Annotated in this window: 16 protein-coding genes; 10 read left to right on the top strand and 6 right to left on the bottom strand. The window is 71.5% G+C overall.

Annotated features, from left to right (window positions below):
* The first annotated feature begins 7 nt into the window (after positions 1–7).
* Entirely contained in the window at positions 8–580 is a 573-nt protein-coding gene (locus tag AB0A74_RS34515; protein WP_358256204.1) for a DUF5655 domain-containing protein, read from the top strand.
* Here AB0A74_RS34515 and AB0A74_RS34510 read toward each other — a convergent pair.
* The 3 genes from AB0A74_RS34510 to AB0A74_RS34500 are packed head-to-tail and all read right to left on the bottom strand — an operon-like array spanning position 577 to position 3,473.
* Complete coding sequence (locus tag AB0A74_RS34510; protein WP_358256202.1) at positions 577–1,452, bottom strand: TAXI family TRAP transporter solute-binding subunit; 876 nt, start codon at positions 1,450–1,452, stop codon at positions 577–579. The two genes, AB0A74_RS34515 and AB0A74_RS34510, sit on opposite strands and share 4 nt — an antisense overlap.
* Positions 1,449–2,804, bottom strand: coding sequence for an ATP-binding protein (locus AB0A74_RS34505; protein WP_358256200.1), 1,356 nt, complete (start codon positions 2,802–2,804; stop codon positions 1,449–1,451). Before AB0A74_RS34505 ends, AB0A74_RS34510 begins: the two co-directional genes overlap by 4 nt.
* The gene (locus AB0A74_RS34500) at positions 2,805–3,473 is read right to left on the bottom strand and encodes a response regulator transcription factor (protein ID WP_343939430.1); all 669 of its coding nucleotides are present in this window, start codon (positions 3,471–3,473) and stop codon (positions 2,805–2,807) included.
* 56 nt (positions 3,474–3,529) lie between these two features.
* On the opposite strand from AB0A74_RS34500, the gene AB0A74_RS34495 reads away from it, so the two are divergent.
* Both AB0A74_RS34495 and AB0A74_RS34490 read left to right on the top strand, forming a co-directional pair.
* Entirely contained in the window at positions 3,530–4,255 is a 726-nt protein-coding gene (locus AB0A74_RS34495) for a GAF and ANTAR domain-containing protein (RefSeq protein ID WP_358256198.1), read from the top strand.
* Positions 4,256–4,393: 138 nt separating this feature from the next.
* A complete protein-coding gene (locus tag AB0A74_RS34490) occupies positions 4,394–5,095 on the top strand; it encodes a hypothetical protein (RefSeq protein ID WP_358256196.1) in 702 nt (233 codons plus the stop codon).
* A 54-nt stretch (positions 5,096–5,149) separates the two neighbouring features.
* Here AB0A74_RS34490 and AB0A74_RS34485 read toward each other — a convergent pair whose 3' ends face one another.
* Positions 5,150–6,388 carry a DUF6801 domain-containing protein gene (locus AB0A74_RS34485; RefSeq protein WP_358256194.1) on the bottom strand — a complete coding sequence of 413 codons (1,239 nt, stop codon included), beginning with the start codon at positions 6,386–6,388 and terminating at the stop codon, positions 5,150–5,152.
* Between the two features lie 249 nt (positions 6,389–6,637).
* On the opposite strand from AB0A74_RS34485, the gene AB0A74_RS34480 reads away from it, so the two are divergent.
* Positions 6,638–7,255 (top strand): hypothetical protein, encoded by a 618-nt coding sequence (locus tag AB0A74_RS34480; RefSeq protein ID WP_358256193.1) that lies wholly within the window; start codon positions 6,638–6,640, stop codon positions 7,253–7,255.
* A 72-nt stretch (positions 7,256–7,327) separates the two neighbouring features.
* On the opposite strand, the gene AB0A74_RS34475 is transcribed toward AB0A74_RS34480, so the two are convergent.
* Positions 7,328–8,560 (bottom strand): helix-turn-helix domain-containing protein, encoded by a 1,233-nt coding sequence (locus AB0A74_RS34475; RefSeq protein ID WP_358256191.1) that lies wholly within the window; start codon positions 8,558–8,560, stop codon positions 7,328–7,330.
* A gap of 198 nt (positions 8,561–8,758) precedes the next feature.
* Positions 8,759–10,315, bottom strand: coding sequence for an AMP-binding protein (locus AB0A74_RS34470; RefSeq protein ID WP_358256189.1), 1,557 nt, complete (start codon positions 10,313–10,315; stop codon positions 8,759–8,761).
* 229 nt (positions 10,316–10,544) lie between these two features.
* Here AB0A74_RS34470 and AB0A74_RS34465 point away from each other — a divergent pair, with 229 nt between their 5' ends.
* Genes AB0A74_RS34465 through AB0A74_RS34440 form a run of 6 tightly spaced genes read left to right on the top strand, consistent with a single transcriptional unit; the run spans position 10,545 to position 16,737 of the window.
* The gene (locus AB0A74_RS34465; protein ID WP_358256188.1) at positions 10,545–11,636 is read left to right on the top strand and encodes an MCE family protein; all 1,092 of its coding nucleotides are present in this window, start codon (positions 10,545–10,547) and stop codon (positions 11,634–11,636) included.
* The gene (locus AB0A74_RS34460; RefSeq protein WP_358256186.1) at positions 11,633–12,649 is read left to right on the top strand and encodes an MCE family protein; all 1,017 of its coding nucleotides are present in this window, start codon (positions 11,633–11,635) and stop codon (positions 12,647–12,649) included. The genes AB0A74_RS34465 and AB0A74_RS34460 overlap by 4 nt, the downstream gene beginning before the upstream one ends.
* A complete protein-coding gene (locus tag AB0A74_RS34455) occupies positions 12,646–13,617 on the top strand; it encodes an MCE family protein (protein WP_358256184.1) in 972 nt (323 codons plus the stop codon). The genes AB0A74_RS34460 and AB0A74_RS34455 overlap by 4 nt, the downstream gene beginning before the upstream one ends.
* Positions 13,617–14,624 carry an MCE family protein gene (locus AB0A74_RS34450; protein ID WP_358256182.1) on the top strand — a complete coding sequence of 336 codons (1,008 nt, stop codon included), beginning with the start codon at positions 13,617–13,619 and terminating at the stop codon, positions 14,622–14,624. The genes AB0A74_RS34455 and AB0A74_RS34450 overlap by 1 nt, the downstream gene beginning before the upstream one ends.
* The gene (locus AB0A74_RS34445) at positions 14,621–15,643 is read left to right on the top strand and encodes an MCE family protein (RefSeq protein ID WP_358256180.1); all 1,023 of its coding nucleotides are present in this window, start codon (positions 14,621–14,623) and stop codon (positions 15,641–15,643) included. The genes AB0A74_RS34450 and AB0A74_RS34445 overlap by 4 nt, the downstream gene beginning before the upstream one ends.
* Positions 15,643–16,737 (top strand): MlaD family protein, encoded by a 1,095-nt coding sequence (locus AB0A74_RS34440; RefSeq protein WP_358256178.1) that lies wholly within the window; start codon positions 15,643–15,645, stop codon positions 16,735–16,737. Before AB0A74_RS34445 ends, AB0A74_RS34440 begins: the two co-directional genes overlap by 1 nt.
* Positions 16,738–17,033 lie beyond the last annotated feature (296 nt).

Genomic DNA, 17,033 nt, shown 5'->3' with positions numbered 1-17,033 from the left:
GAGGGGCATGGTGCAGGTGCAGAGCTGGCGCGAGATGGTCGACTGGTCCGCTGACCTGTTGTGGCGCACCACCGGTGAAGGGGTCCCCGAGTGGAACCGGCGGGTGCTGGAGTCCGGGGCCGCCACCGAGGTCGAGCTGCGCGACTGGCTGCGCGACCGGCAGGTCCCGGGGTACGCGCAGATGCTGCTGGTCATGGAGCGCTTCGGCTACCCCGAGTTCGCCACCGCCTCCTCCGACGAGCTGGTCGACCGCCAGTACGCCGACCGGCCCGAGCTGCGGCCCATCCTCGACCGCCTGCTCGCCGAAGCCGCCCTGCTCGGCCCCATGCACGTCCAGGCCCGCAAGACCTACGTCGCCCTGGTCTCGCCGCGGCGGACGTTCGCCGTCGTCCGCGCCAGCACCCGCACCCGCGTGGACCTCGGCCTCCGGCTCGCCGCCCAGGAACCCTCGGGACGGCTGGAAGGGGCCGGGTCGCTGGGCAACGACACGATCACCGTGCGGATCGCCATCTCCAGCGCCGACGACATCGACGACGAGACGCTGGACTGGCTGCGGGACGCCTACCTCAGCAACAGCTAGCCGTGCAGGTCCCGGTACGTCTCGGCGGCGCCGGGGTGCAGTGGCAGGCCGGCGGTGCCGATGAGGCTGCGCACGTCGAGGAACTGGGTGCCCAGGGCCTGTTCGGGGACCAGGGCCGCCGCCCGGGACACCAGCGTCCTGGTCACCTCGGCGGCCACCTCGTCGGGCAGCGAGGCCCGGCACACCAGCAGGTTCGCCACGCCGATGGTGGGCACCTCGCGCACCGCCCCGTACACGCCGACCGGCACCGGCACCTGCTCGTACACCGAACCGTGCGCCGCCCGCAGCCCGCCGAGCAACCCCGCGAGCGGCAGCAGGCGGATGCGCGGGAGCCGGGCCAGCGTGGGGGTCGGCACGCCGCCGGACCACAGCAGCGCGTCGATCCCGCCCTCGGCCAGCGCCTGCGCCGCCTCGGCCAACCGGAGGTGCTCGACCCGCACGGACCGGTCCAGGCCGGTGGTGGCGAGCATCCGCTCGCCGGACAGCGACGCGCCCGAACCCGCGGCGCCCAGCGACACGCGGCGGCCGGCCAGGTCCATGACGGTCTGGGCCGGGTCGTCCTCGCGCACGACCAGTTGCAGGTAGTTCTCGTACACCCGGCCCAGGGCGCGCAGTTCCAGCGCCGGGTCGGCGGTGCGGGCCGAGTCGGCCAGGGCCAACGCGATCTGGGCGCCGCCGTCGCGCAGCAGCTCCAGGTTCGACAGGCTGCCCTGGGTCTCCACGACCACGCCCGGGAGTTGGGCCGCCAGCAGGGTGGCGAAGTCGTAGTACAGGCCGCCCTTCTCGCCGGCGGCGATGCGCAGGCCGGCGGTGGACGGGTTCGAGGTGCAGCCGGCGGTCAGCAGGGCCAGGAGGAACAGGCGGCGGTTCACAGCGTCGGCTCCAGGGGCAGGACGACCCGCGCGACCAGGCCGTCCACAGTGGACAGTTCCAGGGTGCCGCCGCGGGCCCGGACCAGGCGGTCGGCGATGGCCAGGCCCAGGCCGGTGCCGGGCTGGTCGGTCCGGCCGCGCCAGAAGCGTTCCGTGGCCAGGGCGAGTTCCTCGTCGGTCAGGCCGGGCCCGTCGTCGGACACCTGGACCCAGCCGACGCCCGCCGCGCGGTCCGCGCCCAGGCTCACCCGGACCGCGCCGCCGTACTTGATGCCGTTGTCCAGCAACACGTCCAGCACCTGGGCGAGGTCGGACTCCGGGCACCGCACCAGGACCGGGACCCGCGGGGCCGGTGGCACGGGCACCTGCCAGAAGTCGGCCCGGTCGGCCACCACCGTGCCCAGGTCGGCCAGTTCCGGCTCACGTCCGCCGGCGGCCACCTCGGTGGCCGTGCTCTCCGCGGACGCCAGCGCCAGCAGCCCGTCCAGCAGCGACTCCAGCCGCTCGAACTCCGCCACCCCGGCCTGGTAGACCCGCCGGCCCTCCGGTTTGACCTGCGCGCTCAACGTGTCCATCCGCAGCCGCAGCGCCGCCATCGGGTTGCGCAGCTGGTGGGAGGCGTCGGCGATGAGCCGCCGTTGCTGGTCGGCCGCCTCGGTCACCGCGTCGGACATCCGGTTGAACGACTCCGACAGCTCCCGCACCTCGGGCGGACCGCTGCGGCCGGGCACGTGCGCCCGCCGCTCGCCCGCCGCCACCGCCCGCACCCCGACCGCCAGGTCGGCCAACGGCTTGAGCAGCCACCGCGCCAGCGCCAGCACCAGCAGCAGCGACCCGCCGGCGGCCGTCAGCGCGCCCGCCAGCACCAGCAGCCACCGCGACATCACGTCCCCGGCCGCCCGCTCCAGCGACGCCCGCAGCACCACCGCGCCCGCCACCCGCGTGCCCGTCCCGACCGGCCGCGCGAACACCACCGTCCCCGACGACCACGGCTTGATCGTCGGCACGGTCGGCGCGGGCTGGTTGCGCAGCGCCGCGTCCAGCACGTCGGCCAGCGCCGGGTCGTCGGCGCTCAGCCCGGCCTGCGCCACCGGCTGCCGGCGCGCGTCCACCACCACGACCGGCTCCCCGTACAGGGCGACGTACGCGGTCACCTCGTCCACCAGCGCCGCGTTGTCGCCGGAGGTCTCCGCTTGCTGCGCCAGCGCCGCGAACCGGTCCAGGTCGGCGGTCCGGCTGATCAGGAACCGCTGGGTCCGCTCGGTCGCGGTCGCCGACAGCAGCGGCACGGCGAAGGCCGTCACGGCGGCGGCGGAGAACAGCAGCAGCACCAGCAGCAGGCGGCGGCGCATCTAGTCGCCGTCCCCGGAGGCCAGCCGGTAGCCGAACCCGCGGATGGTGGTGAGCAGGCCGGGCCGGTCGAGCTTGGCCCGCAGCCCCGCCAGGTGCACGTCCAGCGACCGCGACACCGCCAGGTACGCGTCGCCCCACACCTCGTCCATGAGCTGTTGGCGGCTCACCGCCGTGCCCGCCCGCCGCGCCAGCGCCGCCAGCACGTCGAACTCCTTGGTGGTCAGGGGCACCTCCGCCGCCCCGACCACGACCCGCCGGCCCTCCAGGTCGATCGACACGTCCCCGACCCGCACCACCCGGTCGGCCGGACCGACCCGGACGCTGCGCCGCGCCACCGCGTCCATCCGGGCCAGCAGCTCGCCCAGCCGGACCGGTTTGACCAGGTAGTCGTCCGCGCCCAGGCGCAGCCCGCGCACGATGGACCGCTCGTCGCCGCGCGCGGTCAGCACCAGCACCGGCGTCTGCGCCACCTTGCGGATCTTGCGCAGCACCTCCAGGCCGTCGGTGTCGGGCAGCCCCAGGTCCAGCAGCAGCAGGTCGAAGTCCCGGTGCGCGGTCAGCGCGTCCGAGCCGCGCCGCACCCGCCGCGGGTGGTGGCCGTTGGCCTCCAGGGCCTCCACCAGCGCGTCGGCGACGCCGTCGTCGTCCTCCACCAGCAGCACGCGCACCGCATCACCCCCTTCCGGTAGCGGCGATTATGGCGTGTGGGGTGTAAACAGTGGTGGTGAGCATCGACGACAGAGCTCCGGCGAGACAGCTGGACGAGGCGAGTGAGGCGTTCGAGCACCTCGCGGCCGTGCTGGCCGACGAGCAGCCGCTGGGCGAGGTGCTCCAGCACCTGGTGGAGTCGGCGTCGCGGGTCATCCCGGACGCGGAGAACGTGTCGGTCACCGTCGTCGGCGCCGAGGGTGCGGAGACCGCCGCCGCGACCGACCGGAGGGTCGTGGCCATCGACGTGGACCAGTACGCCGCGGGCAACGGCCCGTGCCTGGAGGCCGCGCGGACCGAGCGGCCGGTGCGGGTCGGGGTGGCCGACGCGCGGGAGAGGTGGCCGGAGTTCTCGGCGGCGGCCGAGCGGGCCGGGGTCAAGGCCTACCTGTCGGCGCCGCTGCTGGTCGAGGGGTCGGTGCTGGGCGCGCTCAACCTCTACAGCTCCGAGCCGCGCGCGTTCGACCCGTTCGACGAGGCCCTGTTGCGCCTGTTCACCACCGCCGCGTCCACCGCCATCACCGGGTTCCGCCGCTACGAGCGGTCGCGGGAGCTGGTCAAGAGCCTGGAGCGGGCGCTGGACTCGCGGGCGGAGATCGACCAGGCCAAGGGCGTGCTCATGGCGGCGCACGGGGTGAGCGCGGACGAGGCGTTCGCGAGCCTGGTCGCCGAGTCCCAGACCAGCAACACCAAGCTGCGGGTGGTGGCGCGCAACCTGCTCGACTCGGTCCGCAAGCCCTGATCTTGTCACCGGGCTGACAATTCCGGCGGGGTTGTTTGCGCATTTGTTCGGAGCTGTGAACGGGGCGATCAGAATGGTTCTCCCCGTGGTTACAGTGTCCCGGTCGGCGAATTCATTCGACCATTTCCGGGGAGAAGCATGCGCGCCCACCGCGTCGTCCTGGCCGCCTTGGCCGCCGCGTCCCTGTCCGCCTGCTCCGGCGAGTCGGCCTCGTCGGGCCTGCGGACCTTCGACAGCCCGCAGGCGCTGGCCGAGGCCAACCGGGTGGCGGCGGAGGGCAAGCGGTCGGTGACCGTCGACCTCGACCTGGCGACCAACGGCAAGGGCAGTTGCGGGCTGCGGACCGACGACTACGCCGCCGCGTGCGAGATCTCGATCGCCGACGCGGAGAAGGTGGCGTACGTGATGGTGCCGGACGGCATCTTCGTGCGCATCCCCGAAGGCCAGGCCCCGCAGCCGGACAAGCCGTGGCTCAAGCTCGACCCGGCGGACACCCGCAACCCGTTGGGGCAGGCCATGGCGGACGTGGCCGTGCACATCCGGGACTCCGCCGACATCCGCAAGGCGCTGCCCGAGGGCGCGCAGCTGGTGGAGAAGGCGCAGGAGGAGGTCGGCGGCCGGCGGACCGTCCGGTACACCGCGCACGTGCCGGTGAACGGGCAGGCGTCGGTGCTCAAGCTGTGGGTGGACGAGGCGGACCTGCCGGTGCGCACCGAGCTGCGCACGCCGGTGCCCGACGCCGAGCCGGTGACGATCACCGCGGTGTTCCGCGACTGGGGCAAGCCGGTCACCATCACGCCGCCGTCGCCGGAGCAGCTGACGACACTTCCGACGGCGTGAGCCGTTGACGCGAAAAGGCCCTTCCGGAATGGTCCGGAAGGGCCTTTTCGCGTTTTACTTCTTCGCGATGGCCAGGTCGAGCGTGTTGCCGGGTCCGGGGATGGCGCCGTTCACGATCGCCGTCACCAGACCGCACCGGTGGAACTTGTCGATGGCGTAGGTGCCGGCGAGCTCGCCGCCCGCGAGCGGGTCGAAGCCGGGTCGGGAGACCAGGTCGATCGAGCTGGGCGTGACCGTGTGGCAGGCGTCGGTCGGCCGGACCACCTGGATGCCCAGGACCCGCACGTCGGTGAGCTTGACGGTCACCTTCGCGTTGGCGGTGACCGCGCCCGCCGCGATGGTGCCGACGGTGCGGCCCTGCGGGATCAGGCGCACGGTGGCCTTGGTCGGCATGAACCCGAAGAGCGTGAACTCGCCCGACGCGTCGGGCAGGGCCAGGTCGCCGGCGAACGTGCCGCCGGGCAGGTCCACCTCGGTCTTGAGCGTGCCCGGTCCGAGCTTGAGGTCCGAGCCGAGCTTCTTGATGCCGCTCACGCCGGTGACGCCGTAGTCGATGCGCAACGGGTCGTTGGGCGGGGCGCTGGTCGTCGTGGTGGTCGTCGTCGGTTGGGTCGTCGTGGTGGTCGTGGTGGTGGTCGTCGTCGGTTGGGTCGTCGTGGTGGTGGTCGTGGTCGTGGTGGTGGTCGTGCCGGGCGCGACGGTGAACTCGTGGAGCAGCGTCTGCTGGCCGGGCTTGAGCGTGCAGTCCGAGGTGAACGTGCCCAGGCCGGTCTCCGACCCGTCGGCCTTGCGCGGGGTCAGGGTGGTGCTGAAGTCGCCGATCGAGATGGTCGTGCGGCCGGCGTTGGCGAACGACACCGCGGGCGTGCCGCCGGTGGCGACCGTGTCGAACGCGCCCGACGGGGGCACCGGCGTCTTCGCCACCGCCAGGTCGGGCACGAGGTCCAGCACCGTCCCGGCGTTGTCCACCTTGGTCCTGGCCTTGGCGGTCCCCTCGACGGTGGCCGCGCCGACCAGGGCCAGGCCCTGCGTCGCGTTGGGCGGCACGGTCGCGGTCGCGGTGACCTTCGCCGCCGGGATCGGCTGCCCGACGACGGCCGAGTCGGGCAGGTCCTCCACGACGATCCGCACGCTCATGTCCTGCGTGCCGATCAGCGGGAACGGGCAGCTGTAGGTGAGCGCGAGCGAGGCCGTCGCCGCCGCGCCGACCCCGGCGCCCGCGACGGCGACCGCGCCGAGCACCACCGCGCCCACCGCGAGCCCGCCGACGAGCCTCCTCCTGGTACCGGTCATGTGCGTCTCCTCGTCGAGACAACGGGTCAAAGGACGCGATCGCGGCAGCCGAATCGCGGCTACTGATCAGTAAGGTAGCTTCACCGAACAAACCCGGCAAGCAATCCGTGCACTATCGCAGCGATTGTGGGCACAGCTACAAGAGTGGCGTCCGTTTTTGTCACGAAGGTGCTGGAACACGCGGTAACAGTTGTCCGACGGGCCGTCGGGAAAGTAGCTTGCGAGAATGCGCCGGAATGGATCCCGCAGGTGAGGGTGGCACTGGTCGTCGCGGTCGTGGCGGTGCTCGTGCTCGCCCTGCTGCCGCGCGGCCACGTCGTGCGGTACGCGCAGGTCAAGCCGCCCGTGCCGGCCGCCGGCCTGAAGCTGAAGTACAAGGTCGACGGGGTGAACCGGGTCGCCAGGCTCCAGTCCGACCTGGTGATCGGACCGGGGAGCCTGGAGACCGAGATCGACCTGATCACGGGCGACCTGAAAGGCGACCTGACGCTGCCCCCGAGCAGCGGCTACTTCATCGTGTTCGGTTTCATGCCCAACACCGCGAAAGTCGAGTTGATCCCCACGGCGCAGGTCGTCGGGAAGATCTCGGCGGGCCAGATCAAAGCCAACTCCCAACTCCACATCAAGCTCAGCGACGTCCACGTCAACGGGCAGTTCCTCGACGTCGGTCCCGACTGCAAGACCCGGACGCCCGCGTCGATCGACCTGGAGGGGCCGTTCGACCTCGCGAAGATCCCGATGAAGGCGACCTTCACCATCCCGGCGTTCGCCGGCTGCCGGGGTGCCGAGCGGCTCGACCCGCTGTTCACCGGCCTGATCTCCGGGCCGGACAACAAGCTCGACATGACCCTGACCGCGCAGCTCTAGACCGTCGGCTTCCGGCCGCTTGGTGCACGCACGCGGCTCGGCTTCAGGCCGCCGGATTCAGGCGGTTCGGATTCAGGCCGTTCGGCGCGAGTCGAGCAGCCGCAGGGCGCGCAGCGCTATGCCCATGTCGAACAGCGCGTCCGGGTCGTGCAGGCGGTCGCCGAACAGCTCCTCCAGCTGTCGCAGCCGGTAGCGCACGGTCTGCGGGTGCACGGCGAGCGAGGAGGCCACCTCGGGCGCGCTGCCCCGGGTCTCGACCCAGGCGGTCATGGTCTCGCGCATCCGTTGTTGCTGCTTGGGCGTGAGCCCGTCGAGTGGCGCGAGGGTTCGCCGGACGAGTTCGCGCAGCAGTTCCTCGTCGCCGAGCAGCAGCAGCGTGGACAGGTGCTCGGTGGTGTCCACCATCGGCTTGTCGGCGATCACGCCGGACTGGATGAGGGTGATCGTCCGACGCGCCCACCGCAGCGACCGCCGCGCCTTGGCCAGCGGCACCACGGGCCCCACGGCCGCGCGCCACCCGCCCAGCTTGTGCTCCAGGGCGACGAGCTGCCGCTCGGGGTCGGTCAGCAGCAGGCACGGTTCGCTGCCTTCGAGGTCCATCAGGATGTCCTCGTGCAGCGAGGGGATCGGTAGCTGGTGCTGGTCGGTGCGCCTCTCCAGCGCGACCACGACGACCTTCTCCGGCACCGGCCAGTGCGCGGCGTCGGCCAGGTCGGCCAGCGCGCTGGGGTGGTAGCCGGGCTCCCCGAGGATCAGGTCCAGCAACCGCTTGCGCCGCCGCTGCACCGCCCCGGCGTGGCGGGCCTGGGCCTCGGCGTAGCCCTCCATCGAGCGCAGCGACAGCTCGTCGATGTAGGCGAAGATCGCTTCGGCGATGAGGCACATGGTGGCCAGCGGGACCCGTTCGCGCAGCCCGAACTCGGAGATCCGCCGCCAGGCGACGCGGGCCCCGATCCGGTAGGCGGTCTGCAGCAGGTCCAGGCTGCGGCCGGCGCTGACCTCCAGCTTGCCCAGCAGCCGGAACAGCTTCGCGCGGTCCTCGCGCTGCGCGGTCGGGTCTACCATCCGGTCGATGAACTGGTGGATCGCCTGCTCGACCCCTTCCACGACCACCTGGCCGAACATCCCCTCCAGCTTCTGGGAGTATTCGGCGATCGAGCACTGGATTTCCCGGACCATGTCCGTGGCCACCGCGCCCGCGTTGGCCCGGAACTTCGGCGCCAGGTCGGCCGGCAGTTGCTCCCACAGGTCCACGTTCCCGATGAGCGGTAATTCCGGGGCGCGGAGCCCTCCGGTTCTGTTCATGCGGTTCGCCCACCACCTAACGCCTCAGGTGTGATTCCGAACACTGTATTTTTGATCTTGCGCGAGGTCAACCAACGCGCACCCCGGTGACAAATCGGCGGCACGCTTCGTGCGATCCATGACAAATCCGCCGGGCGCGGACGGGCGGCACGCCCGGGGTGGCACCCCCCCGGCACGGTCCGCGCGCCGCCACCCGGGCTACCGCAGCTCGCGCCGCAGCACCTTCCCCGTCGCGTTGCGCGGCAGCGCGGGCAGCAGCACCACCTCCCGCGGCACCTTGTGCCGAGCCAACCGGTCGCGCACGAACACCTTGAGCGCCTCCGGGTCGAGGCGCGCCCCCGGCACCGGCACCACGAACGCCCGCAGCCGCTGCCCGAACTCCTCGTCCGGCACGCCCAGCACCACCGACTCCCGCACCTGGTAGTGCGTGGCCAGCAGGTTCTCCACCTCCGACGGGTACACGTTCTCCCCGCCGGACACGATCATGTCGTCCTCCCGGCCGTCCACGAACAGCCGGCCGTCCGCGTCGAAGTGCCCCAGGTCGCCGGTCGAGACCAGCCCGTCGAGGGTGTCCTTCCCGCCCCCGCCCGAGTAACCGCTGAACCGCAGCCCGCTGCCCACGAACACCCGACCGACCTCACCCGGCCGCGTCACCCGCCGCCCGGCCGCGTCGTACAGCCGCACCACGCACGTGCGCGGCGGCCGGCCCACGGTCCCGGGTGCGGCCCGCAGGTCCGCCGGCGTGGCCACGGTCGCCACCGCCACCTCGGTCGAGCCGTACAGGTCGTACACCACCTCGCCGAACCGCCGCGTCGCCTCCTCCGCCAGCGGCGCCGGCAGGTCGGAGCCGGAGCTGAGCACCACCCGCAGCGCCGACAGGTCGTGCGACTCCAGCTCCACCGGGCCCATGTCGAGGATCCGGCGCAACATCGTCGGGACCAGCATGATCGCCGTGCACCGGTGCCGCGCCAGCAGTTCCACCGCCTCCCGCGCGTCGAACCGGCGGCGCAGCACGACCGTCGAACCCAGCCCCAGCGCGAGCACCAGGTGCGCGAACCCAATACCGTGGAACACCGGCGCGGCGATCAGCGACGTCTCGCGCGCCCGCAGCGGAATGCGGTCCAGGAAGTCAACGGCCGCGAACGCCGACCGGACCTCGCGGTGCGCGCCCTTCGGCGTCCCGGTCGTGCCGCTGGTCAGCAGCACGACCTGGCCCGGCCGGTCCGGTCGCGGGGGCTCGGCGGTGGGCGCCGCGGCGACGAAGGCGTCGAAGTCGGCGGTCGGGAACCGGGCCACCTCGGGCGGCGCCTCGGCGACCACGGCGGCGAAGTCCTCGTCGTGGATCAGCGCCACCACCCGCTCCCGCCGGGCCACGTCGGCCAGCTGCGGCCCGGCGAACCCGGTGTTGAGCAGCAGCGCCCGCGCCCCGATCCGGGCGCACGCCAGCATGGCCTCGACCGCGCCCCGGTGGTTGCGGCACAGCAGGGCCACCACGTGGTCGGAGCGGATGCCCGACCCGTGCAGCGCGCGGGCCAGCGCCGCCGAGCGTTCGTGCAGCTCACGGTAGGTCCGCGAGCCGTCCTCGTCGATCAACGCGACCGCTTCGGGCTGGTGGCGCGCACCGCGCAGGACCGAGCCGAGCAGGGGCCCGTGCGCCCGCACCTCGACCAACGACCGCGCCGCCCGAACGGGCCGCAGCGGTTCCACCAGACCGGCGCGGCGCAGCACCCGGACGCAGTGCAGCAACTTGACCATGCGGGCACCCCCGACTCCTGCTTGGGTCAGCCATTCGTAGCCGCACGAACCACCCCCACGCCAGCGTCGAACCCGTTTTTGTAGAATCGTGAGTGGTCTGTGCCACAGTCTTTGTCACGTATCTGACAAGCCTTTTCGGCTCCTTGTGCGGCCGGACACCGGACAGTAACGTACTCGTCGGTAATGTTATTTCGGCCGCATTCACAAATCCCTTCCCGGAGAATAACCGATGGCATTCCGGCGACGGCTGCTGGGGCTGCTCTTCGTGGCGCTGATCGTCGCGCTGTGCGGGCTGTCCGTCGCGGCTTACCTGAAGGTGTTCACCACCCGGGTGACCGTGCTGCTGCGCACCGACCACGTCGGCAACCAGCTCCAGGTGGACTCGGACGTGAAGCTGCTCGGCGTCCAGGTCGGCCAGGTGGGCGCGGTGCGGACGCGGGGCTCGGGCGCGGAGGTCGAGCTGTCGATGCGGCCCGACGAGGTGGGGCGCATCCCGGCCAACGTCTCCGCCCGCCTGCTGCCCAAGACGCTGTTCGGCGAGCGGTTCGTGAGCCTGGAGCTGCCCGACGACCCGGCCGGCGCGCTGGGCGAGGGCGCGGTGATCGAGCAGGACCGCACATCCAGCGCCATCGAGGTCGAGCGGGTGTTCAACGACCTGCTGCCCACGTTGCAGGCGGTGCGGCCGGACAAGCTCTCCGCCACGCTCTCGGCGATGGCCCAGGCGCTGGACGGGCGCGGCGCGACGCTCGGCGAGACCATCACCAGGCTGGACGCCTACCTGCGCGAGCTGAACCCGCAGCTGCCGGTGCTCAAGCAGGACATCACCAAGTTCGCCGACCTCTCCGGCGTCTACGCCGACGCCGGCCCCGACATCGTGCAGGCGCTCAAGGAGCTGACCACGACCAGCCGCACCATCGCGCAGCAACGGGCCGACCTGGACGCCGTCTACACCAGCCTGACCACGGCCGCCGCCGACCTCACGGCGTTCTTCAAGGACCACGGCGAGAACTTCGTCGGCCTGTCCGACCGCAGCCGCCCGACGCTGGAGCTGCTGGCCACCTACTCGCCGTCGTTCCCGTGCGTGCTGGTGGCGGTCAACGACCTGCGGCCCCGGATGGACCAGGTGCTCGGCAAGGGCACCGACCAGCCCGGCATGCACGCCAACGTGACCGTCGTGCCGCCGGGGGAGAAGTACGTGCCGGGGCGCGACGACCCGGTCATCCGCCGGGGCGGCACGCCGCACTGCCCGGCGGGGCCGGTCAACGCCGTCGCGCCGGACCGGGTGCCGGGGTGGGCCGGCCTGCTGATGGGGGTCCGATGAGGGCGATAGCCGCGCCGCTGACCAAGTTCCTGCTCTTCGTGGCGGTCACCGTGGCGGCCACGACGTTCCTCGCCTCGACCATCGCGGGGACCAACGTGGGCGCGACCACCACCTACACCGCCCGGTTCACCGACGTCACCGCGGTCGCCGAGGGCGACGACGTGCGCATGTCGGGGGTGAAGGTCGGCCAGGTCGAGGGCATGACGCTGGTCGACGACGAGCTGGTGGACGTCGAGTTCTCGGTGGACCACGGGCGTTCGCTGTCCGCCGCCGTGACCGCGACCATCAAGTACCGCAACATGGTCGGCCAGCGCTACATCGCGCTGGAGCAGCCCGCCGGCCGCATCGCCGACCGCCTGCCCGCGGGCGGCCTGATCCCGGTGGAGCGCACGAAACCGGCCCTCGACCTGACCATGCTGTTCAACGGGTTCAAACCGCTGTTCCAGGCGCTGAACCCGGACGACGTCAACAAGCTGTCCCACGAGATCGTCCAGGTGTTGCAGGGCGAGGGCGGCACGGTGGAGAGCCTGCTCGCCCACACCGCCTCGCTGACCAGCACGCTGGCCGCCAAGGACGACGTGATCGGCAAGGTGGTCGAGAACCTCAACGCCGTGCTGGAGACGGTCAACTCGCGCGACGACCGGTTCGGCAGCCTGCTGACCTCCATGCGGCAACTGGTGTCCGGGTTCGCCGCCGACCGCCAACCCATCGGCAACGCCATCACCGGCCTGGCCGCGTTGAGCGAGAGCACGGCGTCGCTGCTGGAGCAGGGGCGGCAGCCGCTGAAGGACGACATCGCCGCGCTGGGCGTGCTGGCGGGCAACCTGGGCGACGCGCCCGAGCTGGAGCCGTTCGTGCGCAACCTGCCGGTCAAGTTCGAGGCGATCGGCCGGATCTCCTCCTACGGCTCGTGGCTGAACTTCTACCTGTGCCTGGCGTCGTCGGACGCCAAGCCCGCGCCGGGCGGACCGCCGGTCGGGCTGCCCATCACTGAACAGAGGTGCCACCGATGACCCGGCGTCCGGTCCTGCTCGGCGCGGTGGGGCTCGCGTTCATCGCGATCACCTCGCTGCTCGCCTTCTACATCGAGGACGTGCCGTTCTTCGGCGGCGGCACCCGCTACCAGGCCTACTTCAAGGAGACCGCCGGCCTGCGCGAGGACGACGAGGTGCGGGTCGCGGGCATGAAGGTCGGGCACGTCAGCGACGTGCGGCTGCACCAGGGCAAGGTGCGGGTGACGTTCCGGGTCAAGGGCCTGGAGCTGGGCGACCGCAGCCGCGCCGACATCCGCATCAAGACGTTGCTGGGCCAGAAGTTCCTCGCCCTGGACTCCGAGGGGCGCGACAAGCTCGACCCCGACACCCCCATCCCGCTGGAGCGCACCACGTCGCCCTACGACGTGATCGAGGCGTTCAGCGGGCTGTCCGACACCATCGGCAAGATCGACACCGACCAGCTCGCGGAGAGCTTCCGGGTCCTGTCCGACACCTTCCGCGAGTCGCCGCGGCACGTGAAGCAGGCGCTGGACGGGCTGTCGGCGCTGTCCAAGACGATCTCCTCGCGCGACGAGCAACTGGCCGACCTGGTGCAGGGCGCGAACAAGGTCAGCGGCGCACTGGCCGACCGCACCGAGGACTTCGCCGCGCTCATCACCGACGGGGTGAAGCTGCTGGGCGAGATCGGCCACCGCCGCCAGGCCATCGCCGCCCTGCTCGACGGCACGCGCGAGCTGTCCCGCCAGCTGTCCGGCCTGGTGCAGGACAACCAGCACCAGCTCGGTCCGGCGCTGGAGCAGTTGGAGAAGGTGACCGACGTGCTGCGGCGCAACCAGGAGAACCTCGACCGCGGGCTCGCGCTGGCCGGCCCGTACTACCGGCTGCTGAACAACTCGCTGGGCAACGGGCAGTGGGTGGACACCTACCTGTGCGGCCTGGTCGCCCAACCCGGCGGTCGCCGCGACTGCGCCCCGGGAGGCCGCTGATGTTCATCCGGACCCGGGGGCGGCGCAGGCTGTTCGTGGCCTTGGCGCAGGGGTTGGCGCTGGTGCTGGTGGCCGCGGCCGCGGTGTGGTGGATCTTCCTGCGGCCCGCCGACAAGCACGTGACCGCGTACTTCACCGCCGCGGTGGGCGTGTACGAGGGGTCGGACGTGCGGGTGCTGGGCGTGAAGGTCGGCGAGGTCGTCGGCGTCGTGCCCGAGGGCGGTTCGGTGCGGGTGGAGCTGGTGATCGACCACGACGTGGACGTGCCGGCCGACGCGCGGGCCGTGGTCGTGTCGCCCAACATCGTGGCCGACCGGTACGTGCAGCTCGCCCCCGTCTACACGGGCGGGGAGAAGATGGCCGCCGGAGCGGTGATCACCACCATCCGCACGGCGGGCACGGTCGAGCTGGACGACCTCTACAAGAGCCTGGACACCCTGCTGACCGCGCTGGGTCCCGAGGGCGCGAACAAGGAGGGCGCGCTGTCGGACCTGCTCAAGACGGGCGCGGCGAACCTGGACGGGACCGGGTCCTCGCTGGGCGAGTCGATCCGGCAGCTGGCGGACGCCGCGCGGACCCTGTCCGGGTCGCGGGAGGACCTGTTCGGGACCGTGGACAACCTCCAGGAGTTCACGTCCATGCTGGCCGCCAACGACAAGCAGGTGGGTGAGCTGGCCGAGCAGCTGGCGGACGTGTCGGGGTTCTTCGCCGCCGAGCGGGACGACCTGGGTGCGGCCCTGGGTGAGCTGGCCACGGCGTTGGAGCAGGTGCGCGGGTTCGTCAAGGACAACCGGGACCGCGTGAAGTCCACTTTGGACGACCTTTCCGGGATCACCGGGACCCTGGTGGACCAGCAGAAGTCCTTGGCGGAGTTGCTGGAGGTGGCTCCCGTGGCGCTGCACAACGTGGTCAACGCCTACGACCCGGCGACCGGGACGCTCAACGCGCGGGCCAACCTGAACGAGTTCGTCGCCGACCTGCTCAGCGTGCCCGGGGGGACCCGATGAGGTTCGTGGCTGTGGTGCTGGTGCTGGTGTTGACCGGGTGCTCGGCCATTCCCAGCGCGTACGACCTGCCGTTGCCGGGCGGGGCCGACCTGGGCGACCGGCCCTACCGGGTGGTGGTGGAGTTCGACGACGTGCTCGACCTCGTGCCGCACGCGGGGGTGAAGGTGGACGACGTGCCCGTGGGCAAGGTCGAGCGGGTGGAGCTGTCGGACGACGGGTCGATGGCGCTGGTGCACTTGGCGGTGCGCGGGGACGTTCGGCTGCCGGCCAACGCGTTGGCGCGGTTGCGGCAGTCGAGCCTGTTGGGCGAGAAGTTCGTGGAGCTGGCCGGACCCGAGGACGCGTCGGCCGCGCCGTTGGTGGACGGCGCCGTGATCCCGTTGGCGCGGACCAACCGGAACCCCGAGGTGGAGGAGGTGTTCGGGGCGTTGTCCATGCTGCTCAACGGCGGCGGGATCGGGCAGATCCAGGACATCTCGCGGGAGTTGAGCGCGGCGTTGGACGGCAACGAGACGGCGGTGAAGTCGTTGCTGTCCACGATGGACACGTTCGTGGGTGCGTTGGACGAGCACAAGGGTGAGATCACGCGGGCGATCGAGGGGATGGACCGGTTCGCCAAGTCGTTGGAGGCGAAGAAGTCCGAGATCGGCGAGGTGCTCGACGGGTTGGAGCCCGGGTTGCGGGTGCTCAACGAGCAGCGCGGGCAGTTGGTCACGATGCTCAACACGCTGCACGAGCTGTCGGGGGTCGCGGTGGACACGGTGAACCGGAGCCGTGAGGACCTGGTGGCGGACCTGCGGGCGTTGGAGCCGACGTTGCGGCGGTTGGCGGAGGCTGGGCAGGCGTTGCCGCAGTCGTTGGAGCTGTTGTTGACGTTCCCGTTCACGGACGCGGTGCTCGACGGGATCAAGGGCGACTACCTGAACACGTACCTGACGCTGAACACCGGGGCGTCGAACACCGGGACGCCGGGTTCGGGGACGCCGGGTTCGGGGACGCCGGATTTTGGGGGTCGGTGATGATCACTGGTCGGATGCGGTTGCAGATCGTGTTGTTCGCGGTGATCGCGTTGCTGGGTGTGACGTACGTGGGGGCCAAGTACGCCGGGTTGGTGGTGGTGGACGACGGCTATCGGGTGAAGCTGGAGTTGGCCCGGACGGGTGGGTTGTTCACCGGCGGTGAGGTGACCTATCGCGGTGTGCCGGTGGGGCGGGTGGGGCCGATCCGGCTGGTGGAGCGGAGGGTCGAGGTCGAGCTGCGGATCGCCGGCGGTGCGCCGCCCATCCCGGCGGACCTGGAGGCCGTGGTCGCCAACCGGTCGGCGGTGGGCGAGCAGTACGTCGACCTGCGGCCCAAGGGGAGCGGGGGGCCGTTCCTGGGGGAGGGGTCGGTGATCTCGCAGTGGCAGACGCGGTTGCCGTTGCCCGTGGAGCAGGTGCTGACCAGTCTGGACGACCTCGCGCGGTCGGTGCCGGTCGAGTCGTTGCGGACCGTGGTGGAGGAGTTGGACAACGCCCTGCGCGGGGCGGGGCCGGACCTGCAGGTGCTGTTGGACGCGACGCGGGAGTTCACGGAGACGGCGGGCAAGCACCTCCCGCAGACGACGCGGTTGTTGAACGATTCGCTGGTCGTCCTGCAGACCCAGCTCGACCACTCGGCGGCCATCGAGTCGTTCGCCGAGTCGGCGTTGCTGGTGGCGGAGCGGTTGCGCGCGGCTGACGGGGACCTGCGGCGGTTGATCGCGACCGCGCCGGGGGCGGCGGCCGAGGTGAGCGCGTTGCTGCGGGAGTCCGGGCCGAACCTGGGGATCGTGCTGGCGAACCTGTTGACCACCGCGGATGTGTTGGTGACCCGGCAGGGGCAGTTGGAGCAGGTGCTGGTGACCGTGCCGGACGCGGTGAGCGTCGGGGCTTCCACGGTTCGGGGTGGGCAGGCTTCGTTCGGGCTGGCGTTGACGTTTTTCGAGCCTGCGCCTTGTGTCGCCGGGTATGAGGGGACGGCGAAGAAGGGTGGACTGGACACGTCGGTCGGCGGGTTGAACGTGGGGGCGAGTTGCACGTTGCCGCGGGGGAGTGAGACCGGGGTTCGGGGGTCGCAGAACGTTCCGCGCTAGTTTGCGGTTCAGGGCTCCGACGCGGCGGGGGCGTGTCTCAAGATCAAAGTCGAAGCGTGAAGGCGGAAGATCAAAAGCGAAGAGCGAAAGCGAAAAGCGAAAAGCGAGAGCGAAGAGCGCCTCGCCGGCGGGCAGGCCCCCGGGGGTGGAAGGGCGTCGGTTCGTCCCCCGCACGGCCTGCCGGAGGCAACCACAGATCGCCGGGGTCGGCCAAAAAACTTTCGCTCGTTCCTCGCGAAACTTTTTCAGGCCGACCCCGGCGATCTGTGGTTGGGCTGCGCCCAGGCCGTACGGGG

The organism is Saccharothrix sp. NPDC042600, assembly GCF_040647305.1.
Classification (GTDB): Bacteria; Actinomycetota; Actinomycetes; order Mycobacteriales; family Pseudonocardiaceae; genus Actinosynnema; species Actinosynnema mutabilis.
This window is presented reverse-complemented; position numbering and strand designations above follow the sequence as displayed.